This window comes from Flavobacterium cheonanense (assembly GCF_039539185.1).
Classification (GTDB): Bacteria; Bacteroidota; Bacteroidia; order Flavobacteriales; family Flavobacteriaceae; genus Flavobacterium; species Flavobacterium cheonanense.
This window is the reverse complement of sequence record NZ_BAABCT010000008.1, coordinates 76,828-98,843: the sequence shown is the minus strand read 5'-3', so window position 1 is coordinate 98,843 and position 22,016 is coordinate 76,828. Positions and strand designations below refer to the sequence as shown.

Below are 22,016 nucleotides of genomic sequence, written 5' to 3'. Positions count from 1 at the left end.
ATAATGGACAGTTTGAGATCAAAGCTTACTTTTTGATACTCATTTTTTCGACAGGGTTGTTTTTTTGGTGTTTCCATAGGATACTAAAAGTTTTAATTTTTAGTCAACCTATTTTAGGACGAGAGGTTTCATAAAATATCACATAACGTTCACATGCTTGCCATCTGTTACTGCTGTAAGCACGAACCAAAACAAACCTACAAATTTTCTTTGAAAAGTAGAGTTTTAGTCACTAGATTATTTTTTTAATTTGTTCCATAATGATTTTTTAATAGTCAAATCTTTTCTGTTATTATCTAATATTTCTTTGCAATTGTTTTTTATTATTAAATCCAAAAGCGCATTGTAACCATTTTCAATTTTGTAGTTAATTTCGTTTTCATAAAGAGGGAAAAAGCTGTAAATATTGATTTTTCTACCATTTCGATTAATTTCTGTAAAATCTTCTTCAAAAGTTACAGATGGTAATATAACGCCTCCTATGAAGTTTGTTTCGTCACCATATGTATCTAAATCTTCGGTATATCTGATAGTATGTCCGATTCCTAGCCAGGTGTCGTAATGATGTGGGAATTTCCCAGTTACCTTTAGCATTTTAATTATAAAATCATTTTTGTTTTCTCCAGTATAAACTTCATTAAATTCTACATCTTTTGGAATTAACATCATTAACTCTGCAAACTTATAATTATCCTTTTCTTCAACAATTTCTGGCAAATTCATTTCTAAAGTGCTCATTCCACTTGTCAATAGAATATTATAGTTTAAGCTTTTAGGTTTTATTAAATAGACATGTAATCTAAAATCCAGTGACATAATTTCATGAAATACTTTTACCTCTTCGTTAGGAAAATGTTTTTCCACATGTTCGGCTAACCATTCTGAATGTTCATCAAAATATTCTTTGTCTTGAAAATACTGTAATGTTTCTTCTATATCCATATTTTAAGCTAGTTGTTAACATTCTAGTGCTAGGCGAGGTTGCAAACTTCGGAACCGATTATTTTCTGTTAAAGATAAAAATTCTTACGAAACGTGGTTGTGAACTAACCACAAATTTGCAATTGCGAGGAACGCTTACAATATTTAGTTTTATATTTTATCTATATCGATTCTTCTCATCCAGAAAATTTCTGACTCCAGGAACTTAAGTTGAGTTTTTATTATTTCTTCACTTTTATCACGAGGAGATTTTGTAACAAATCTTGCTTTGGTATTTGTAAAATCCAAAGTGTATTTTTCATCAAAATCTTTTTGCTTATCAGATAAGAATGAAATCACATTGTTTTTTATAGTCCAATTTCCTTTTCCATATTTATTTACTTCGGGTGGAATTCCTTGTTTGATATTCGAATAATAATGAAAGGAAAATGTTCCGTCCTGGTTTAAAGTCAATTCATATTCAAATGAGCTACTGTCTTTAGTTTCAAGGATAAGTTTGTAATTTCCAACTACATTCTCAGTTTGTGAAAATAATGTCAAACTGGAAATCAGAAATAGAATCGTAAATATTGGTTTCATATGTTTAAATTTTGTTTTTTATAGGTAACGTATGGTATCGCCTTTTTAATCATTAGTATTTGTTAGCGCAAACTTGTTGTTAATGGCGATTTCATATGATAGAGTTAAGTTTTAAATTAATGTCTTGAATTCTACAAGTGTTTTGTGGATTTTTCACAATGTTTGACCGCTTGTATTCAGTTGCTGCTGCCAGCACTGACCAAAACAAATCTACAAAATTAATTTGAAAGATAGAATTGAAAACATCTGAGTATTTACCACTAAGACGGAAACGCAAGCGCAAGCCCAGAAATTGATTCAAACGGCGGTTGTACGATGTTTTTACTTTTCAAGTTTAAATTTAACACCTACTTCCGCACTTACTTTTATTTTTTCAAATTCAATTTCTTTGTTTTCGGCTTCAGAACCATATTCCCTAAGACTCGCAATTCCTCGAATTTGAATTGCAGAATTCCTACCATAGTTAAGGTTTGTAATGTTTACATCAATGTCAGAAATAAACATTGCTTCACCAACTTTTAGATTAAAAGGTTTGACTAAATATTCAGCATTTTTAATTGCTTTTTTGACAGCTAAACTTTTGAGTTCAAGTTTTAATTGTTCAATTTTTGAATATTCAGTTTTTTCTAAATATATGTTTGATATATTTTCTTCTTCAAGTTTTTGAATTACTAAACCTGCAGTTTTTGCATCAAAAACTAATAAATTAAAAAGTTTAGCTTTTTGTACTTCTTGCTGTTTAAGAAAATATTTTTTGAAGTTACTTGATAAATCTGATAGTGATAATTGTTTTTTTAGATCAATTCCAATAGAATTTAATTTGTTTATCATTTTAGTTTCCAATTCTTCTAGAGATATTTTTCCCCTTGTATCTTTTTCGGAAATTACAATGTTTAAATAAATTCTATCAGGAATTATAAGAGTGTCAGCTTTTGATGTTGTTTCAACGTAAGGTTGATCTATGAAGTTTTTGTTTTGAGAATGAGATTTTACAGTTAAGATTGCGATAACAAAATAGATTAGATTTTTCATAATGTTGATTTAGGTTTATAAAATTAAGATGTATTTTATTTGCTAAAGGTTGGAATTGAATATAAAAATAATTTCCAGAACTTCTATTATGCACATTTTTTTCATAAAATATCGCCCAACGTTCCGGCGCTTGCCGTCTGTTGCTGCTGCAAGCACTGACCAAAACAAAACTACGACTTTTCTTAGAAAGATAGAATTGTAGCTACCAGATTATTTTCCACGAAGACTAAATAGCAAGCTCAAGTCCAGCAATAGCGCAAAATCGTTGTTAACAGTAGACTTTTATTAATTTGCAACTAAAAAAGCTCGTATTTTCTGACCTTGTAAATTTTTTAATTCCAAAACACAATTAGTTTCTGTACAGGAAATGACTTTAAATTTCATTTTGAATTCATTTTTTTCTTCAACAACTAATAAAATTCCATTTTCTTTATCAAATTCCCATGTTCCAACTTGAGAAACACCGTTGTTTATTGATTCTGATTTATGCTCTTTGGTAAAAATCATTTTATCATTTTCATGCCCAGATTTTGGTGGAAATTTTGCTCCACCAGTTTCATAATATTCTAGAGACCATTCGTTAACAATATATTCCTCAAAATTTTCTAAATTCTGAGATTTCGCTATGTTTGGGATAGATATAAGAAAAAAAATAAAAAGTGTATTTAAATAAGTCTTCATAATTTCCGCTGGTTTTTTTTAAAGCTTACTGTTAACGGTTTCGCGCTAAGCGATGGTAGACCGAGAACGAAACTGAGTACTTTCGGTTACTGGAAAGTAAATATAAAGAAAAAAGCTGCGGATTGGCAATAACGGTCTATCTCGCTTAGCGTGTGTTAGCGGTAGTTGCTAGAATAAAACTAGTACTGTTACGCCAAATTGACAATTATGACATATCATTTCCGCTCCTTTTTGTTCTGAAATGTAACTGACGGCCTTTATAGCAGACTTTTCTACCACTAATCCTTCCTTCAGCGGTAATCCGTTGACGACATAAAGTATGCACTTTGGTAAACTGTCACCTTTTATTTGTTTTAGCGTTAGATATGTAGAATTAATGTTGAGCTGTTCAGCATCGATAGTTTTGTCTTCGCGGGATTTTCTAACAGATTTTATATTTCGCTTATCTAAATACAAGCTGTCTCTATTAATTCGTTTTCCATTTAATAAAAATGTATACCCTTTGTTTTGATGTTTCTTAATTGACTTTTGGTCAAAGAATATTTTATTGTTTACACAACCAAAAAGTAAGTTCATCATAACGCAAAGAAATAAAGCTCTTTTCATAGGACAATGTTCATTCAATTACCGCTAACTTGTATATAGTCGCTACGTTATAGCGCCTATACACCCAAATTTGGTATGATTAGCGCTACTTTTAGCTTATTTTAATCAAATATATCAAATTCCATCAAATCACCAACAAAAAAACTCCCAATTTCTTGAGAGTTTGTCTTTTATTTATCGATTGAGCCAAGGACGCGTTTCATGAAGTCGTTGAGTGCTTCTTTCTTGTCTTTGCCTTCTTTGATCATTTTATGAACTTCGATGGCGCCATACATATTAGAAATTAACTCGCCGATGACTTCTAATTCTTCGTCTTTCAAACTTGGCACTTCGCAAAGGTTTTCTAAAACTTCAATCGTTTCAACTAAATAGTCTTGATCGTTGTCTTCTATAAATTGCGTTAAGTGTTTTATTACAGGTAATTTCATCTTTTGTTGTTTGTGGTTTATTGTTTATGGTTCTTTGTTTATAGTTTAACTATCAACTATTAACCACAAACAATTAACTTAATATTACTTCATTGACCAATTCTGTCAATACTTCTAGTTTAGTTGTTTGGCTTTGGTTTACTAAAACACCATTTTTAAAGGTTGCAAAAGTTGGAAGATTATCCACTTTAGCCATTTTTCTTGATTCAGGGAATTTTTCCGCATCTACAATTAAGAATGGAACGCTTTCGTTTTGAGAAGCCAATAGTTTGAATTTTGGTTTCATGATACGACAATTACCACACCAACTAGCAGCATATTGCACAACCACCACATCATTTGAAGCCACTACTTCAGCTAAATTATCTTGTTCTATTTCTGTAAACATAAGTTTTTGAATTTTCAAATCTCAAAACCCAAATTCCAATTTTTTATAATTGGAATTTGGAATTTAAAATATTGGAATTTATTAATTTAGTGAGTTGCTAAATAAGCTGCAGTAGAATTTCTATCAGCGCTCATTGCATCTTTTCCTTCTTCCCAGTTTGCTGGACAAACTTCACCTTTAGTTTGAACGTGAGTGTAAGCATCGATTAATCTCAAGTACTCGTTTACGTTTCTTCCTAATGGCATATCGTTTACACTTTCGTGGAAGATTTTTCCGTCTTCGTCAATTAAGTAAGTTGCTCTGAAAGTTACATTAGAACCTTCTAAGATTTCGTCGTTGATTTCTTCATTGTAAACCCATTCTGCATCAAGAATATCTAATGCAGCCGAAAGGTTACGAGTTGTATCAGCCAAAATAGGGTAGGTTACACCTTCAATTCCACCATTCTCTTTAGCGGTGTTCAACCAAGCAAAGTGTACTTCGTTAGTATCGCAAGAAGCACCAATAACAGTTGTGTTTCTTTTTTCAAATTCTTGAAGCGCTGCTTGAAAAGCGTGTAATTCTGTAGGACAAACAAATGTAAAATCTTTTGGATACCAGAATAAAATTACTTTTTTCTTGTTGTTTTTAGCTTCTTCTAAAACGTTGATTTTTAAGTTATCTCCCATAAAAGAGATGGCGTCTACTGTAATGTTTGGGAATTGTTTTCCAACTAATGCCATGATTGTTTTTATTTAATGTTATTAATGTTTTTCTGACTACAAATCTACAACCACAAAGGTTATATAAAACATGATTTTTATTACATTTTACAATGTATTAATAGAGAAAAATTATCAATAAATTTCTTACAAAAAATTAATATTAAAATTTCACTATGTGTTTTTTTAAGTGCTAATAATTGCATAAAAAACAAAAACCACCTTAAAAAGGTGGTTTTTCAGAAAAACAATACTAACTTGGAAGTTCTTATTTCAAATCAAAACGATCTAAATGCATCACTTTTGACCAAGTATTGATAAAATCTTTTACAAATTTTTCTTTGTTATCGTCTTGTGCATACACTTCAGCGTAAGCTCTCAAAACAGAATTAGAACCAAAAACCAAGTCAACTCTAGTTGCAGTCCATTTGGTTGCACCTGATTTTTTGTCAACAATGTTGTATAAATTATCGCCTGCTGGTTTCCAACTGTAGTTCATATCAGTTAAATTCACAAAAAAGTCGTTACTCAAAACACCTTCATTGTTTGTAAAAACACCGTGTTTAGTTCCGTTATAGTTGGTTCCAAGAACACGCATTCCTCCAATTAAAACTGTCATTTCTGCAGCTGTCAATCCAAGAAGTTGTGCTTTGTCTAGCATCAATTCTTCAGGTTGCACTACATATTTAGATTTCATAAAGTTTCTGAAAGCATCGTTTGTTGGTTCTAAAACTTCAAACGATTCTACATCAGTCATTTCTTGTGAAGCATCGCCTCTTCCAGCATGGAAAGGAACTTTCACATTAAATCCACCTTCTTGTGCTGCTTTTTCGATAGCTGCAGTTCCACCAAGAACAATTAAATCGGCAATACTCACTTTTTTACTCAAACCTGCTTGAATTTCGGCAAGTTTAGTTAAAACTCTGTGTAATCTTTCTGGTTCATTGGCAACCCAATTTCTTTGTGGCTCTAATCGTATTCTAGAACCATTTGCGCCACCTCTATAATCGGAACCTCTAAAAGTTCTTGCGCTGTCCCAAGCCGTGTTTATTAATTCAGCTCTTGTTAATCCGCTGTTTAATAATTTTGATTTTAAATCTTCAATTTCAGCATCCGATAAAGTGTAATCTACTTTTGGAACTGGGTCTTGCCAAATCAAATCTTCTGCAGGAACATCAGCACCTAAATATCTGTCTTTCGGACCTAAATCTCTATGTGTTAATTTGAACCAAGCTCTTGCAAAAACTTCAGAGAAATACGCTTGGTCATTATGAAATTTTTCAGAAATTTTTCTGTACTCAGGATCTATTTTTAATGCCATATCAGCATCCGTCATAATAGGATTTCTTCTTACAGATGGATTGTGAGCATCGACAGGTTTGTCTTCCTCTTTCATGTTTATAGGTTCCCATTGGCTTGCTCCAGCTGGACTTTTCTTTAATTCCCAATCGTGGTTTAATAATAAAGTAAAATATTCATTATCCCAACGTGTTGGATGTGTTGTCCATGCACCTTCCAATCCACTTGTTACAGTGTCAGCTCCATTTCCATTACCTTTTGGATTCATCCAACCAAATCCTTGATTTTCGATAGCTCCAGCTTCTGGTTCTGGACCTAGAATAGATGCGTCACCATTACCATGCGCTTTTCCAACCGTGTGACCACCAGCAGTTAAGGCAACAGTTTCTTCATCGTTCATTGCCATTCTTTGAAACGTAACTCTCATATCGTGAGCCGTTTTTAATGGATCAGATTGTCCATCAACACCTTCTGGGTTAACATAAATTAATCCCATCATTACGGCTGCCAATGGATTTTCTAAATCTCTTTCTCCAGAATAACGACTTCCTTCACCACCAGATTTTTGTAACCATTCTTTTTCTGCACCCCAATAAATATCTTTTTCAGGATGCCAAATATCTTCACGTCCACCAGCATATCCAAACACTTTTAATCCCATAGATTCATAAGCCATATTACCGGCTAAAATCATTAAATCAGCCCATGAAATTTTGTTACCATATTTCTTTTTGATAGGCCATAAAAGTCTTCTAGCTTTATCTAGGTTTCCATTATCAGGAAAACTATTAAGTGGAGCAAAACGAAGGTTACCAGTTCCTGCACCACCACGTCCATCTCCAATTCTGTATGTTCCAGCAGAGTGCCAAGCCATTCTAATCATCAATCCACCATAGTGTCCCCAATCGGCAGGCCACCAATCTTGACTGTCGGTCATAAACGCTTTTAAGTCATTTTTTAGGGCTTCTAAATCTAATTTTTTGAATTCTTCGGCATAATTAAAATCCTCTCCAAGTGGATTGGTTTTTGAATCATGCTGGTGTAAAATATCTAAGTTAAGTGCTTTTGGCCACCAATCCTGATTTTTAACACCATCGCTCAAACCTTTTTGATTTTGATGAAATGGGCATTTGCTAATGTCGTTTGAATGTTCCATAAATTTTAGTAATTATTTAGTTTTAAAACTTTTTTATTATTGATTGTTTATAATTTCAATTTTAATTCTAACAAATTTAGAAATTAAAAATTAAGTTAGTATAGATAATTTATCCTTTAAATTTATTTTTTAATAGATTTTAATTATAGTTTGTAATTTTTCAATTTTGTAAATCAATGTGAAATTATGTTATATTTGTTTTTGTATAAATCATCAATAAACTATTCGTTAAATATGAATTTTTCCACTTTATTTAGAAAAAAGACAGTACAAGATATTAATGATCAAGTAGCAAAAAATGAAGCCGATGGACATAATAGTTTGGGCAAACATTTAACTGCGAGAGATTTAACTGCTTTTGGGATCGCAGCTATTATTGGCGCTGGTATTTTTAGTACCATCGGTAAAGCAAGTTCTGATGGTGGACCGGCAGTTATCTTTTTATTCATCTTTACCGCTGTTGCTTGTAGTTTTGCCGCTTTTGCTTATGCTGAATTTGCTTCAATGGTTCCAGTTTCTGGTAGTGCCTACACGTATTCGTATGTAGCTTTTGGTGAAATTATCGCTTGGATTATCGGTTGGGCTTTGATTATGGAATATGCCATCGGAAATATTACCGTTGCCATTTCCTGGAGTGATTATTTCACAGGACTTCTCGAAAGTGGTGGATTGCATTTACCACAATGGATTCAAATGGATTATCTTACGGCTTCCAAAGGTTTTGAAGAAGCTACAGCATTAATGAATGGCGGAAAATCATTTGAAAATTTGTCGGAAAGTTTGCAATTGGCTTATACAGCCTACACCACATCGCCAACGATTGGTTCTTTTCATTTAGTTGCCGATTTACCTGCATTATTGATTATTGTTATCATTACCTATCTGGTTTACAGAGGAATGAAAGAGTCTAGAAATGCCAGTAACTTGATGGTTGTTGTAAAACTTTGTATCATATTATTAGTTATAGCAGTTGGTGTTTTTTATGTAGATACTGCTAATTGGACTCCGTTTGCACCAAATGGAGTTGGAGGAATCTTGAAAGGAGTTTCGGCAGTTTTCTTTGCTTACATTGGTTTTGATGCCATTTCAACTACAGCAGAAGAATGTAAAGATCCGCAGAGAGATTTGCCAAAAGGAATGATGTGGGCGATTATTATTTGTACTATTTTGTACGTTATTATAGCTTTAGTTTTGACTGGAATGGTGAATTATTCTGATTTGAATGTTGGTGATCCCTTAGCGTTTGTATTTGATAAATTGGATTTAAAATGGATGTCTGGAATTATTGCCGTGAGTGCAGTAGTAGCAATGGCGAGTGTTTTATTGGTCTTCCAAATGGGACAACCTCGAATTTGGATGAGTATGAGTCGTGACGGTTTGTTACCAAAAAGATTTTCAAAAGTACATCCAAAATACAAAACGCCTTCTTATGCAACTATTGTAACTGGATTTGTTGTGGCAATTCCGGCGTTGTTTTTAAATCTTACTATGGTAACCGATTTGTGTAGTATTGGAACCTTATTTGCCTTTGTTTTAGTTTGTGCTGGAGTTCTTGTTTTGCAAAACAAACCTGATATTCCAAGAGGAAAGTTTAAAACACCTTATGTGAATTCTAAATATGTATTTCCGTTGTTAATTCTTGTTGGAGCTATAATTGCTTTTACGGTTAATAAAAAGGCAACAATGGATTTTATTACCAATGAAAAACAAATAAATAATCCGACGACAATTGTGACTTCACTTGAAGAAACTCAAGTAAAAGAGGTTATGACGTACTTGCAGCAAAATCTTTTGGTTAAAGACGCTTCAGCTGATTTAGAAGAAGTTTTGAGTAAGTTTTCTGAGGATGATAAAGCATATGAGAATGTTGTTAATTCGTTGCCAATTGATAACAATTTAAAATATGAAAGTGGTTTTCAATTGTTCAAACACAAAATACCGATGTGGATTTTCCTATTGTCGTTAGTATACTTTGCTTCATGGTCATGGCGTAAAAACTTATCTTTAATTCCGCTATTAGGTTTGGTTTGTTGTCTATATATGATGGCAGAATTAAGTGTTTGGAATTGGATTTATTTCAGTTGTTGGTTGCTAATTGGATTAGCCATTTACTTCGGATTTAGTTATAAGAATAGTAAGTTGAATAAAGTAAACTTATAAACAAAATCCCGTCAATAAACTTGACGGGATTTTTTTAATTTCTTTTAAAGGTAGATCTTATAATATCTTTAGGAAATGTTATCAGACTTTCATGTCCGTTTTTATAAACCGCTGCAACTCCGAAAAAATAATTATCGATTACAATTCCTTTGAGTTCATAAAAATCAACATTTCCCACAAATCTGCTGTTTTCCCATTGCGGTGAAGTAGTTAATCGCCAGTAAATTTTGTAACCTATAATATCATTATCATTAGATTTTTCCCATTTTAATTTTGTATTTGGTTCAACAACACCTCCAATCAAAACGTTTTTTGGACTTTCTGGTGCTTGTGCTAGAGCAGCTAAACAAATTGCATTAACAGCAGTTAGTTTATTTGCATAATCAAAATTCACACCTTCAATAACATCACCATATTTTATTCCGTTTTCTGTTCTTAAATTTTGGTGTTGACGATTGTAATTTTCGTGTGCTTCCATAATTCTAATAGCCGCATAACCTAAGTCATTGAATGGTCTATGATGTCCACCACGACCAAATCGATCTAAACGGTATACCATCATTGGGTTCATTTCGGGCATGTAAGTAGAAACAGTTTTATGAATATATCGTGCTAACTGACGTGAAACACCATCCACTTCACCACCATAAAAACGTCTGTTTTTTTGTTCTTTTTCAGTATCTGTTAGATTTGTTGGTTCAGAGAAAATTCTAAAGGTTCTATTATCAATTACACCATCTACACCTTCAATATTTCCGATCATATCATTATTAAAAACACCTATTATTTCAAAATTATTTTTTTTAGCAAATTCCGCAAAACCTTTTCCTCCAAATAAACCTTGTTCTTCACCAGATAGACCTAAATATATAATACTGTTTTCAAATTTATATTTACTTAAAACTCTAGCGGCTTCAATTGTTCCTGCCATTCCACTTGCATTATCATTTGCGCCAGGTGCATCACCGGTATAATCCATAGTGTCAGAATTTCTGCTATCTATATCTCCAGACATTATTACATATCTATTTGGATATTTTGTTCCTTTTTGAATGGCAACCACATTAACAATCCACGTATCTTTGGGAACGCGTTCACCATCGTTAGTTGTTACAAAATCTTTTTGATAGCTAACCTCTAAACAATTGTTACACTCTTTAGATATTTTATCAAACTCTGATTTAATCCATCTTCTTGCGGCACCAATTCCTCTTTTATCAGAAATAGTGTCACTAAAAGTATTTCGTGTTCCAAAATTTGCTAAGGTTTTAATGTCTTTTTCTATTCGATTACTTGAAATTGATTCTATAATTTCATACAATTTAGCATCAGTTTGCGAAAAAGAAAATTGACTAAATATTAAAAATAAAATAAGAAATTGCTTCATGTTTTTATTTCAAATATAAAAAAACCACTAACGAATTTTCGAAAGTGGTTAATAAATTAACGTAATTTTAATTTTTTTTCTATACAAATTATATAATATTCAACTCGTTCATACATTCTTTCATCATTTGGTAGGTGCGTTCTATATCGTTATCTAAACCAATTGAAAAACGAATTAGTCCATCGGTTAATCCCATTTCTTTTTGTTCTTCTAAAGGAATTTCTGATGATGTTGATGTTCCTGGTGCTGAGAATAAGGTTTTGTAGAATCCTAAACTTACAGCAAGGTAACCTAGATTTCTATCTTGCATTAACTCCATTAATTCGTTGGCTTTGTCAATTGTACCAACGTCAACAGTCATCATGCCTCCAAAACCATATTCTGGATTAATCATACTAGCATACAATTGATGACTTGGATGACTTGCTAAACCAGGATAAACTACTTTCAAACCATCGTTTTCAAATTTGGTAGCCAAATACATAGCGTTGTAACTGTGTTGCTTCATTCTAATATGAAGTGTACGTAAATTTTTCATTACAGAGGCACTTCTCAAGCTGTCCATTGTTGGTCCAAGAAGCATACTTGCTCCTGAGTTTACGTCTTTCAAACTGTTTATGAATTCTCTTGAGCCACAAACTACACCGCCAACAGTATCGCTACTTCCATTGATGTATTTGGTTAAGGAATGAATGACAATATCGGCACCCATTTTGGCAGGAGCCACCGATAAAGGCGAAAAAGTATTGTCTACAACTAATTTCAAATTGTGTTTGATAGCCAACTTAGCCAACCCTGTAATATCAGCAACCTCAAGCAACGGATTACTTACAGTTTCGCAATAAATTACTTTGGTATTTGGAGTAATAGCAGTTTCTACAACGTCAAGTTTGGTAATGTCAACAAAGGATGTTTTAATGCCAAATTTTGGTGTAAAGTTTTTCAGGAAAGCATACGTTCCACCATAGATAGTTCGGCTTGAAACAATATGATCACCTTGACTACACATTTGCAAAAGAGTAGGAGTAATTGCTCCCATTCCAGAGGCAGAAACATTAGCCGCTTCTGTACCTTCCATAGCTGCAATAGCTTTGTCTAAATATAAATTACTTGGAGAAGAATGACGCGAGTATAAATAGCATCCTTCAGCATTTCCTTCAAAAGTATCAAACATGGTTTTAGCAGAAAGAAACGTATAAGTAGAACTATCAGAAATGGATGGGTTTACACCACCAAATTCTCCAAAGTATTGTAAATCTTGTATTTTATCGGCAGGGTTGAAGTTGTTCATGTTTGTTGTTTATTGTTTATTTGATTTCAAAATTGATTAATATTAGATTAAAAGTCAATAGTAATTGAATTAATTAGATTTTAAAACTATAAAAACTATTTTATAATGAAAATATAACTAAATTTGAAGCCATAAATTTTAATTTATAGATTTTTGAAAACTTCTAATTTCTAATTTCCATGGATACTATCGACAAGAATCTCCTTCAGCTTTTGCAAGAGGATACCAAGAAAACTACTAAAGAACTTTCTTTAAAATTGAATTTATCAGTAACAGCTGTTTATGAGCGAATCAAAAAGTTAGAGCGAGAAGGAATTATTGACAAGTATGTAGCTTTACTAAACAGAAATAAAATAGACAAAGGATTTGTGGTGTTTTGTCATATCAAGCTTATTCAACATTCTAAAGATTTCTTGACAAAATTTGAAAGCGAAGTAGTAAAACTGGACGAAGTATTAGAATGTTTTCACGTAAGCGGTGATTATGATTACATTCTAAAAATTTGTGTAAAAGACATGGAAGAATACCGCGAGTTTATGGTAACAAAACTTACAACCTTAAATCACATTGGTAGTACGCACAGTACTTTCATGATTGGACAAGTAAAAAACAGTACCGCATTTGTGTTGTGATACTGTTTTGTAAATTTTATTATTAGGTGAACATTAAAATTAGTAGTTGTGCCGCTACAATACGTATAATCATTGTTAACGGATAAACCGTTGCGTAGGTTGAAGACGGAATATCATTGCCTGCCATTTTCAAAGCAAAAGCCAATGCAGGTGGATCGGTTGAAGCTCCAGCCAATAATCCACAAATTTCGAAATAGTTTTTCTTGAAGTATTTTTTCGCAATAATCCCAACAAGCAATAAAGGAAGAATAGTAATTACGATACCAATAGCTATCCAGTAGAATCCATTACCACCTTCAAAAGCAGTCGCGATTTTAGAACCACTGCTTAAACCCACACTAGCAAGGAATAAGGTAATTCCTAATTCTCTTATCATCAAGTTGGCGCTATTTGTTGTATAATTGTTCAAATAGAATTTGTTTCCAAAACGACTTAGTAATAAAGCAATAATTAATGGTCCTCCAGCCAAACCAATTTTGACAGGAACCGGAATGTTAGGAATTTGAAATGGAATACTTCCAACAATAATTCCTAATACTATTCCGATGAAAATAGGAGCGATGTCTGGCACTTCCAATCGTTTTAGGGAATTTCCTAATACATTGGTTACTCTTTCTAAACCTTCTTGCGTTCCTACGACTTTCAAAGTATCTCCAAGTTGTAAAGCGATGTTTCCGTTTGGGACCATTTGGGTTCCGGCACGGTACAATCTTGTAAAAGTAAAATCGTGTTGGTGAAATTCGGGAATATCTCCCAATCTTTTGTGTGTAATTTCTTTATTGGTAACCACAACATGACTTGTAACAAGTTTGCTATCAATTGCGGTTTTAAGATTCATATCACTTTCAGAACCTATAAGAAGATGCAATTGATCGAAAGTATTTTTTTGTGCAACAATTAGCAATACATCATTTTCTGATAAAATCTCTTTTGGAGTAGGCGTGATGATAATTCCTTTATGAAACATTCTAGAAACTACAATTGGCTTTTTTATCATTTCAAAAATGGCACTAATAGGTTTTCCTATCAATTGTTGGTTTTCTAATTTCAAATGTTTAGAAATGACTTTATCTTCTCTTAGATTGTTAAGTTTGTTTTGCAATTCGGTTTCGTGTTCGATGTCAACTTTGTATATTTTCTTTAAAACTACCATTGAGATAATTATTCCGAAAACACCAAAAGGATAAGCCACAGCATATGCTAAAGTAACCAAAGAATTGTCATTTGTTACATGATGCAGATTGGTAATTGTAGTTTGAGCCGCTCCTAAACCAGGCGTATTAGTAACAGCACCACTCATAATCCCTGTCATGATTGATATGGGATTGGTAGATAAATAATATAGAATTAAGGTTGTAGCTACTCCAAAAATAACAACTAAAGCTGCTAGCATGTTAGTAACCAAAGCGTTTCGGTTGAGAGAGGCAAAGAAACCAGGTCCAACTTGCAATCCAAGGGTGTAAACAAATAGTACCAATCCGAATTCTTTCAAGAAATCTTGTAATTCATGATTGACTGAAATACCAATGTAAGAGAATAGTAAGCCAACAAAAAGTACCCAAGTCACTCCGAGAGAAATTCCGAAGATTTTAATTTTACCAAACCAAATACCAAAGGCAATGACTAAACCGAATATTATCACCGTTTGAGCAAAAGATTGCTTTGTAAATAAATCAATTATCCAGTCCATTATTGTTGCTTTTAAATACCAATGGAAAGATAGTGAAATTTTTCCATTGGTATTGGTTTAAAGTGGTTATAAACTTGGTCCAGCACTTACCAAACGTTTACCTTCTTCAGTATTGGTATATTGCTCAAAGTTTTTATTGTAAAGCGCTGTTAATTCTTTTGCTTTTTTCTCCCAATCAGCCACATCTTTATAAGTAGTTCTTGGATCAAGAATGTCGTCTACTTTAGCTAATGTTTTTGGAGCAGTTAAATTCAAAAACGGAATTTTAACTGTTTCAGCTTTTTCAATACTTCCATCAATGATAGCATCAATAATGGCACGTGTATTTTTTAGAGATATACGTTTTCCAGTTCCATTCCAACCAGTGTTTACTAGATAAGCTTTAGCATTGTGTTCTTTCATTTTTGCCACCAAAGTTTTAGAATACATTGTTGGGTGTAAGGTTAAGAAAGCTTCCCCAAAAGCTGGAGAGAATGATGGTTGTGGTTCAGTTATTCCTCTTTCGGTTCCGGCTAATTTAGAAGTAAATCCGCACAAGAAATGATATTGTGCTTGGTCTTCGTCTAGTATTGATACTGGAGGCAATACACCAAAAGCATCAGCAGATAAGTAAATGATTTTGCTAGCATGTCCTGCTTTAGAAGGAAGTACAATTTTATTGATGTGATAAATTGGATAAGAAACACGAGAGTTTTCAGTAATAGAGTGATCGTAGTAATCTACTTCGCCATATTCATTTACTACAACATTTTCTAATAAAGCATCTCGTTTGATAGCTCTCCAAATATCTGGTTCGTTTTCTTCTGATAAATCAATTACTTTGGCATAACATCCACCTTCATAGTTAAAGACACCATTGTTATCCCAACCATGTTCATCATCACCAATTAAATAACGCTTTGGATCGGCAGATAACGTAGTTTTTCCTGTTCCAGATAGTCCGAAGAAGATTGCAACGTCTCCATCTTCACCTACATTGGCAGAACAGTGCATAGAAGCCATTCCTTTTAGAGGAAGGTAATAGTTCATCATAGCAAACATTCCTTTTTTCATTTCACCACCATACCATGTACCACCTATGATTTGGATTTTTTCGGTAAGATTGAATAATACGAAGTTTTCAGAATTTAATCCGTGTTCTTTCCAGTTTGGATTAGTTGTTTTAGAACCGTTCATTACTATAAAATCAGGTTCTCCAAAGTTTTCTAATTCAAAGATAGATGGACGAATGAACATATTGGTAACAAAATGTGCTTGCCAAGCCACTTCCATTACGAAACGCACTTTGAGGCGAGTATCTTTGTTAGTTCCACAAAAAGCGTCGACTACATACAATTTTTTAGAAGTTGAAAGTTGTTTTAAAACCAATTTTTTTAGTTCGCTCCAAACTTCTTGCGTAGTTGGGAAATTCACTTTGTCATCCCAATAGATAGTATCTTTGGTAACATCATCTTTAACAATATAACGGTCTTTTGGAGAACGTCCTGTAAATACTCCAGTTTTAACAGCTACAGCACCAGAATCGGTTACAGCACCTTTTTCATATCCTTTACGAAAATGAGAAGTTTCTGCTTGAAACAATTCTTCGTAGGTTGGGTTATAAACCACTTCATGGTAGCCAGTGATTCCTAAATCGTGAAGTTCCTGAATGACTTTAATGTTTTTCATAGTTAAAAGTTTTAGTTCTTATTTTAGTATTCTTTAAAAGCTTAAATTTTATAGTCCAAAGTTCCAATTTTAACTACTTAAATTAACTGATAAATATCATAAAAAATAAAAATCTACGAAAACGTTTTCTTTGTGTAGCAAGGGTTACGGCGATTTTTGTTCGTGGCTTTCTATGAAAGAGAAGTAAGCTTAAAAGGCAAAAAATAATTTCCTTTTGAAAAGATTACACAATCAATTAAAATACCAAAAAACATTCGTAATTTTGCAACACTATTTTATAAACACACACAAAAATATATAATATGAGTTCATTTGACGTAGTCATTATAGGTTCAGGTCCAGGCGGATATGTTTCGGCAATTCGTTGTGCCCAATTAGGTTTTAATACCGCTATTATTGAAAAATATCCAACGCTTGGAGGTACTTGCTTAAATGTAGGTTGTATTCCATCAAAAGCGCTTTTAGCTTCATCACATCATTATGAAGAGTTACAACATTTTGCTGATTATGGAATTGAAGTTTCTGGAAAAGTAAAAGTAAACTTGACCAAAATGATTGAACGTAAGCAAGCCGTTGTTGACCAAACTTCTGGTGGTGTAAAGTTCCTTATGGATAAAAACAAAGTTACAGTTCTTGAAGGTGTTGGTTCGTTTGAAGATGCTACGCATGTAAAAGTGACTAAAGCTGATGGTTCATCTGAAGTGGTTGAAGCTAAAAATATTATCATTGCAACAGGTTCTAAACCATCAAGTTTACCTTTTATAAAATTAGATAAAGAAAGAGTTATTACTTCTACAGAAGCTTTAAAATTGCCTGAAGTTCCTAAGCATTTAGTTATTATTGGTGGTGGAGTTATCGGAATTGAATTAGGACAAGTTTATCTTCGTCTTGGTGCTGAGGTTTCGGTAGTAGAATTTATGGACAGAATCATTCCAGGAATGGATGCAGCTTTGTCTAAAGAATTGACGAAAGTATTGAAGAAACAAGGAATGAAATTCTATACTTCTCACAAAGTACAATCGGTTGATAGAAAAGGAAAAGCAGTTACAGTAAAAGCAGAAAATGCTAAAGGAGAAATCATCACTTTAGAAGGTGATTATTCTCTAGTTTCTGTTGGTCGTCGTCCTTACACTGACGGATTGAATGCTGACAAAGCAGGAGTGAAGTTAACTGAAAGAGGACAAATTGAAGTAAACGACCATTTGCAAACCAATGTTTCAAATATTTACGCTATTGGTGATGTGGTTCGTGGTGCGATGTTAGCTCACAAAGCGGAAGAAGAAGGAGTAATGGTTGCTGAAATCTTAGCAGGTCAAAAACCACATATTGATTATAATTTAATTCCAGGTGTTGTGTATACTTGGCCTGAAGTTGCTGCTGTTGGTAAAACAGAAGAACAATTAAAAGCTGATGGTGTTGCATACAAAGCAGGAAGTTTTCCATTCAAAGCATTAGGAAGAGCTCGTGCAGGTGGTGATACCGATGGGTTTGTAAAAATATTAGCCGATGCTAAAACCGATGAAGTTCTAGGAGTTCACATGATTGGTGCTCGTTGTGCCGATTTAATTGCAGAAGCAGTTACAGCAATGGAATTCAGAGCTTCTGCAGAAGATATTTCAAGAATGAGTCATGCACATCCAACTTTTGCAGAAGCAATCAAAGAAGCAGCATTGGCAGCAACAGATAATAGAGCTTTACACGTTTAAACTAAGAACATGAGAAAAATACACTTATTAATTATTTTTTTAGTAAACCTATCGTTTGGTCAAACGTGTACAGGTGGTTTTGCTGGAGTTTATCCTTGTAATAATATTGATTTGCAATCCAGACTTACATTCCAGCAAATGGGTGGAACGGCTAGTACTCAAGGTAATGATTGTTGGGGTTGGACCGATCCGTTGACTAATAAAGAATATGCAATTATGTGTTGTACCTCTCATACTGCTTTTGTAGATATTACCAATCCTACAGCTCCTATTTATTTAGGAAAAGTAGTGTCAACTAATAATACATCAAGTATTTGGAGAGATGCAAAAGTTTATAATAATTATGTTTTTATTGTAAGTGAGGCTGCTGGTCACGGTATGCAGGTTTTTGATTTAAAAAGATTAAGAAATATTACAACACCTCAAATATTTTCAGTCGATGCTTTTTATTCTGGTTTCGGAAATTGCCATAATATCGCAATAAATGAGGCAACAGGTTATGCTTATTGTATAGGCTCTAATACTTTTTCAGGAGGACCACATGTTGTAAATATTCAAGATCCTTTAAATCCAGTATTTTCATTTGGATATTCAAGTCAAGCTTATACACACGATGCTCAAATAATTATTTACAATGGTCCAGATACGGAACATGTTGGTAAAGAAATTTATTTTGGAGCAAACGAAAATAAAGTAGTTGTTATTGATGTTACAAATAAAAATAATCCTATTTTGTTGTCTACTTTTACTTATTCAAATGTTGCCTACACGCATCAAGGTTGGCTAACAACTGATACAAAATATTGGATAGTTGGTGATGAGCTTGATGAAACAGATTTTGGGTTTAATACCAAATCCATCATAATCGACATGTCTGATTTAGATGATCCGGTATTAAAAGGAAATTATTTTGGTACAACTCCTTCTATAGATCACAATGGCTACACTTTAAATAACGAGTTTTATTTAGCCAATTATCGTGCTGGTTTAAGAATTATGAATACATCAAACATTGAAACTTCTTCTAATATGAATGAGATAGCTTTTTTTGACACTTATCCAGCAAGTAATTCTGCTCAATTTAATGGAGCTTGGAGTACTTATCCTTATTTTGCTAGTGGAAATATATTGATTAGTGATATTGAAAGAGGATTATTTATTGTGAAAAAAAATGCAGCATTATCATTTCAAGAATTTGAAAAAGATTCTTTTAAAATTAGTCCAAATCCATCGACTGACTTTTTTACTATAGATTCTAAATTTGAAATCCAAAACCTTGAAATATTTGATGTTGTTGGGAAAAAAGTAAAAGAATATAATAATTTGAATACCAATAGTTATACTGTTAATTTAGATGAATTTACTTCAGGTTTATACTTTGTAAAAATAAACAATTCAACAACTTTAAAATTGATTGTAAAATGAGAATAGTAGTTTTTGCTTTAACTTTTATTTTTTTTTCATGTAGCAATTCTGAACAAGAAAACTCACTTAATTCTTTATCGGAGTTAAGTATTGTTGCAAGTAAAACATTTGGTGGCTCTTTAGATGAAAAAATAGGAAGTGTAGTTAAAACTAGTGACGGTGGAATGATTGTTGTTGGTCACACCAACAGTTCTGATGGAGATATCAATAAGCAATATGATCAAATTGATATTTGGATTATTAAAATTGATAGTCAAGGAAATAAAGTTTGGAGCAAAACTATTGGAGGTTCAAAAAATGATTACGGAACAAGCATTATAGCTACTAATGATGGTAACTTTATTATTTCGGGTTATACAGAAAGTTCTGATGGAATTGTGCCTAGCAATTTTGGTTTACATGATTTTTTAGTTGTTAAAATAAATAGTTCTGGAGATGTCATTTGGTCTAAAAATTATGGTTTTTCAGGTCATGATCATGCACACAAAATAATTCAAACAAGTGACGGAGGTTACTTTGTCGTTGGTTTTTCTGAATATTCTGGTATTGAAGGAAGTGGAGGAACTCAAAACAATGGCGAAGGTCACGAAATTGGTCACAAAGGTGTTCTTCACGGCTCAGGTGAGTTTATAGGTGTTAAAATTGATTCGCAAGGTGAATTTATGTGGTACCGCTATTTTGGAGGTACACAAAACGATAGAGTGAATGATGTTGTTGAAGCAAATGATGGCGGATTTCTTATGGTTGGTTTTTCAGAAAGTTCAGATTTTGATATAAATGACAATAAAGGGAGTTATGATTTTTGGGTTGTAAAACTTCAAAGCAATGGAAGTTTAGCATGGAAACACAACTATGGAGGTTCTGGAATAGATCAAGCTTTTGGTGTTGTTAAAACAAATAATAACTCTTATTTGATTGTGGGACGTTCAAATAGTGATGATAAAGACATTAGTGTTTCACTTGGTGGTTTTGACGCATGGGTCATTCATATTGATGATCATGGTCATTTAATTTGGAATAAATCATTTGGTGGTTCAGAATTTGATTCAGCTGAGCAAGTACGTATGCTTTCAAATGGAAATTTTGGAATTGTTGGAAATACAAGAAGTAATTTAAATAATAGTCTTAAAGGAGAAAATGATTTTTGGTTTCTAGAAGTCGATAATAAAGCTAATTCAAAAGTCTATTGGCAAAAAACTTTTGGAGGTTCAAATATTGATATTGCTAAAGATTTTTATCAAAATAACAATAATGAAATTTTTATTGTAGGTGAATCTCAAAGTTCAGATTTTGATGTAAATATAAACAGAGGCAATAATGATCTTTGGATGCTTAAATTAAAATAAAAGCATTTTTTTTATCGTTTACTTTCCCATTCTTTCTCGAAGTACTCAATGTATTTAATGTATTGTGAATTTGGTGAAGCATTTTGCTTAACAATATTGGCCCATTCGTTGAATTTGTCTTTACTTTTCTGAATGAAATAATAATTAGCCATATTAATTGCCATTTCACAACTCAATTCTTTATCAGTAGCAATTTCAACTCCTCGTTTATAAATCGCTTCTGCTTCTGGTAATTTGTGTAAGTTTAGATAAGCATAACCAAATTCCTTATACAACAAAGCATTTTTTGGATCGTGAGTGGTCGCTTTGTTTAAAATTTCTATAGCTTTTTCATATTGACCAAGTGCATTGTATGCAAAACCCAATTCAAATTCCAAACCTTTATGATGAGGTGATTTCTTGTAAGCTTTTAATAAAAATTCTAATGCCTTTTTACTTCCGCCTACAGCATTAAGATGATAACCTGTTCGTGTTAATGATTCGGCATCATCAATGGGTTTCTTATAATTTTTTAACCAATCTGGAATAGGAAGTACATCTAATTCTTTGATTTGAGTAGGTGAAAGTAATGCAACATTGGGTGTTTTATTTCCAAGACGCATTTTAATCATGTTATAAGGCTCTTTTTTACTACTCACCAATTTTCCAGTTTTGTCTACATGAAAGGTACCTTCATGATTAAAAGTAAGACCAGCTTGCATATCTAAATAAATATAACCATATACATAAGTAGAATCGACTTCCGCTTTAGGAAATGCAACCCATTTGTAGATTGCGTCGTAATAAATGGTTTCAAATTTAAGTTGATTCGTTGAGGTATTATTTTGAGAACTACCGATTGTTGTAATAAATAAGGTAATTAAAAAGGGAATTATTTTTTTCATTAAAACTTTTATTTT

Annotated in this window: 19 protein-coding genes; 5 read left to right on the top strand and 14 right to left on the bottom strand. The window is 32.7% G+C overall.

Features of this window, described 5'->3' with window-relative positions:
• Positions 1 to 237: 237 nt before the first annotated feature.
• From ABD766_RS13325 to katG, 9 genes are all read right to left on the bottom strand, one after another.
• Entirely contained in the window at positions 238 to 942 is a 705-nt protein-coding gene (locus ABD766_RS13325) for a suppressor of fused domain protein (protein ID WP_344817140.1), read from the bottom strand.
• A gap of 150 nt (positions 943 to 1,092) precedes the next feature.
• Complete coding sequence (locus tag ABD766_RS13320) at positions 1,093 to 1,521, bottom strand: hypothetical protein (protein WP_344817139.1); 429 nt, start codon at positions 1,519 to 1,521, stop codon at positions 1,093 to 1,095.
• A 321-nt stretch (positions 1,522 to 1,842) separates the two neighbouring features.
• A complete protein-coding gene (locus tag ABD766_RS13315; protein WP_344817138.1) occupies positions 1,843 to 2,553 on the bottom strand; it encodes an SIMPL domain-containing protein in 711 nt (236 codons plus the stop codon).
• A 285-nt stretch (positions 2,554 to 2,838) separates the two neighbouring features.
• On the bottom strand, positions 2,839 to 3,234 hold the full coding sequence (locus ABD766_RS13310; RefSeq protein ID WP_344817137.1) for a hypothetical protein: 396 nt from the start codon (positions 3,232 to 3,234) through the stop codon (positions 2,839 to 2,841).
• 168 nt (positions 3,235 to 3,402) lie between these two features.
• Positions 3,403 to 3,840, bottom strand: coding sequence for a hypothetical protein (locus ABD766_RS13305; RefSeq protein ID WP_344817136.1), 438 nt, complete (start codon positions 3,838 to 3,840; stop codon positions 3,403 to 3,405).
• Positions 3,841 to 4,010: 170 nt separating this feature from the next.
• Entirely contained in the window at positions 4,011 to 4,268 is a 258-nt protein-coding gene (locus ABD766_RS13300; protein ID WP_344817135.1) for a DUF6952 family protein, read from the bottom strand.
• Between the two features lie 73 nt (positions 4,269 to 4,341).
• On the bottom strand, positions 4,342 to 4,656 hold the full coding sequence (locus tag ABD766_RS13295; protein ID WP_344817134.1) for a thioredoxin family protein: 315 nt from the start codon (positions 4,654 to 4,656) through the stop codon (positions 4,342 to 4,344).
• Between the two features lie 86 nt (positions 4,657 to 4,742).
• Complete coding sequence (locus ABD766_RS13290) at positions 4,743 to 5,378, bottom strand: peroxiredoxin (protein WP_344817133.1); 636 nt, start codon at positions 5,376 to 5,378, stop codon at positions 4,743 to 4,745.
• Positions 5,379 to 5,625: 247 nt separating this feature from the next.
• Positions 5,626 to 7,812 carry a catalase/peroxidase HPI gene (katG, locus tag ABD766_RS13285; RefSeq protein WP_344817132.1) on the bottom strand — a complete coding sequence of 729 codons (2,187 nt, stop codon included), beginning with the start codon at positions 7,810 to 7,812 and terminating at the stop codon, positions 5,626 to 5,628.
• Positions 7,813 to 8,046: 234 nt separating this feature from the next.
• On the opposite strand from katG, the gene ABD766_RS13280 reads away from it, so the two are divergent.
• Positions 8,047 to 9,972, top strand: a complete 1,926-nt coding sequence (locus ABD766_RS13280) for an amino acid permease (RefSeq protein ID WP_344817131.1) — start codon at positions 8,047 to 8,049, stop codon at positions 9,970 to 9,972.
• Between the two features lie 34 nt (positions 9,973 to 10,006).
• Here the strand turns inward: ABD766_RS13280 and ABD766_RS13275 are convergent, their stop codons facing one another.
• Both ABD766_RS13275 and ABD766_RS13270 read right to left on the bottom strand, forming a co-directional pair.
• Positions 10,007 to 11,359: a M28 family peptidase gene (locus ABD766_RS13275; RefSeq protein WP_344817130.1), complete on the bottom strand. Its 1,353-nt coding sequence runs from the start codon at positions 11,357 to 11,359 to the stop codon at positions 10,007 to 10,009.
• Between the two features lie 88 nt (positions 11,360 to 11,447).
• Positions 11,448 to 12,650, bottom strand: a complete 1,203-nt coding sequence (locus ABD766_RS13270; protein ID WP_344817129.1) for an aminotransferase class V-fold PLP-dependent enzyme — start codon at positions 12,648 to 12,650, stop codon at positions 11,448 to 11,450.
• 179 nt (positions 12,651 to 12,829) lie between these two features.
• Here ABD766_RS13270 and ABD766_RS13265 point away from each other — a divergent pair, with 179 nt between their 5' ends.
• A complete protein-coding gene (locus tag ABD766_RS13265; RefSeq protein WP_396147651.1) occupies positions 12,830 to 13,282 on the top strand; it encodes an Lrp/AsnC family transcriptional regulator in 453 nt (150 codons plus the stop codon).
• A gap of 22 nt (positions 13,283 to 13,304) precedes the next feature.
• On the opposite strand, the gene ABD766_RS13260 is transcribed toward ABD766_RS13265, so the two are convergent.
• Positions 13,305 to 14,972 carry a putative transporter gene (locus ABD766_RS13260; protein ID WP_344817128.1) on the bottom strand — a complete coding sequence of 556 codons (1,668 nt, stop codon included), beginning with the start codon at positions 14,970 to 14,972 and terminating at the stop codon, positions 13,305 to 13,307.
• A gap of 66 nt (positions 14,973 to 15,038) precedes the next feature.
• Positions 15,039 to 16,640: a phosphoenolpyruvate carboxykinase (ATP) gene (gene pckA / locus ABD766_RS13255; RefSeq protein WP_344817127.1), complete on the bottom strand. Its 1,602-nt coding sequence runs from the start codon at positions 16,638 to 16,640 to the stop codon at positions 15,039 to 15,041.
• A 302-nt stretch (positions 16,641 to 16,942) separates the two neighbouring features.
• Here pckA and lpdA point away from each other — a divergent pair, with 302 nt between their 5' ends.
• Genes lpdA through ABD766_RS13240 form a run of 3 tightly spaced genes read left to right on the top strand, consistent with a single transcriptional unit; the run spans position 16,943 to position 21,117 of the window.
• Positions 16,943 to 18,346 carry a dihydrolipoyl dehydrogenase gene (gene lpdA / locus ABD766_RS13250; RefSeq protein ID WP_344817126.1) on the top strand — a complete coding sequence of 468 codons (1,404 nt, stop codon included), beginning with the start codon at positions 16,943 to 16,945 and terminating at the stop codon, positions 18,344 to 18,346.
• 9 nt (positions 18,347 to 18,355) lie between these two features.
• A complete protein-coding gene (locus ABD766_RS13245) occupies positions 18,356 to 19,771 on the top strand; it encodes a choice-of-anchor B family protein (protein ID WP_344817125.1) in 1,416 nt (471 codons plus the stop codon).
• The gene (locus ABD766_RS13240; RefSeq protein WP_344817124.1) at positions 19,768 to 21,117 is read left to right on the top strand and encodes a hypothetical protein; all 1,350 of its coding nucleotides are present in this window, start codon (positions 19,768 to 19,770) and stop codon (positions 21,115 to 21,117) included. Before ABD766_RS13245 ends, ABD766_RS13240 begins: the two co-directional genes overlap by 4 nt.
• Before the next feature lie 11 nt (positions 21,118 to 21,128).
• Here the strand turns inward: ABD766_RS13240 and ABD766_RS13235 are convergent, their stop codons facing one another.
• On the bottom strand, positions 21,129 to 22,001 hold the full coding sequence (locus ABD766_RS13235) for a tetratricopeptide repeat protein (RefSeq protein WP_344817123.1): 873 nt from the start codon (positions 21,999 to 22,001) through the stop codon (positions 21,129 to 21,131).
• Between the last annotated feature and the right edge of the window lie 15 nt (positions 22,002 to 22,016).

Bases quoted from the DNA above. Each gene is read 5' to 3' on its own strand.
- ABD766_RS13325 (WP_344817140.1), bottom strand. From the start codon at position 942: ATGGATATAGAAGAAACATTACAGTATTTTCAAGACAAAGAATATTTT.
- ABD766_RS13320 (WP_344817139.1), bottom strand. From the start codon at position 1,521: ATGAAACCAATATTTACGATTCTATTTCTGATTTCCAGTTTGACATTA.
- ABD766_RS13315 (WP_344817138.1), bottom strand. From the start codon at position 2,553: ATGAAAAATCTAATCTATTTTGTTATCGCAATCTTAACTGTAAAATCT.
- ABD766_RS13310 (WP_344817137.1), bottom strand. From the start codon at position 3,234: ATGAAGACTTATTTAAATACACTTTTTATTTTTTTTCTTATATCTATC.
- ABD766_RS13305 (WP_344817136.1), bottom strand. From the start codon at position 3,840: ATGAAAAGAGCTTTATTTCTTTGCGTTATGATGAACTTACTTTTTGGT.
- ABD766_RS13300 (WP_344817135.1), bottom strand. From the start codon at position 4,268: ATGAAATTACCTGTAATAAAACACTTAACGCAATTTATAGAAGACAAC.
- ABD766_RS13295 (WP_344817134.1), bottom strand. From the start codon at position 4,656: ATGTTTACAGAAATAGAACAAGATAATTTAGCTGAAGTAGTGGCTTCA.
- ABD766_RS13290 (WP_344817133.1), bottom strand. From the start codon at position 5,378: ATGGCATTAGTTGGAAAACAATTCCCAAACATTACAGTAGACGCCATC.
- katG (WP_344817132.1), bottom strand. From the start codon at position 7,812: ATGGAACATTCAAACGACATTAGCAAATGCCCATTTCATCAAAATCAA.
- ABD766_RS13280 (WP_344817131.1), top strand. From the start codon at position 8,047: ATGAATTTTTCCACTTTATTTAGAAAAAAGACAGTACAAGATATTAAT.
- ABD766_RS13275 (WP_344817130.1), bottom strand. From the start codon at position 11,359: ATGAAGCAATTTCTTATTTTATTTTTAATATTTAGTCAATTTTCTTTT.
- ABD766_RS13270 (WP_344817129.1), bottom strand. From the start codon at position 12,650: ATGAACAACTTCAACCCTGCCGATAAAATACAAGATTTACAATACTTT.
- ABD766_RS13265 (WP_396147651.1), top strand. From the start codon at position 12,830: ATGGATACTATCGACAAGAATCTCCTTCAGCTTTTGCAAGAGGATACC.
- ABD766_RS13260 (WP_344817128.1), bottom strand. From the start codon at position 14,972: ATGGACTGGATAATTGATTTATTTACAAAGCAATCTTTTGCTCAAACG.
- pckA (WP_344817127.1), bottom strand. From the start codon at position 16,640: ATGAAAAACATTAAAGTCATTCAGGAACTTCACGATTTAGGAATCACT.
- lpdA (WP_344817126.1), top strand. From the start codon at position 16,943: ATGAGTTCATTTGACGTAGTCATTATAGGTTCAGGTCCAGGCGGATAT.
- ABD766_RS13245 (WP_344817125.1), top strand. From the start codon at position 18,356: ATGAGAAAAATACACTTATTAATTATTTTTTTAGTAAACCTATCGTTT.
- ABD766_RS13240 (WP_344817124.1), top strand. From the start codon at position 19,768: ATGAGAATAGTAGTTTTTGCTTTAACTTTTATTTTTTTTTCATGTAGC.
- ABD766_RS13235 (WP_344817123.1), bottom strand. From the start codon at position 22,001: ATGAAAAAAATAATTCCCTTTTTAATTACCTTATTTATTACAACAATC.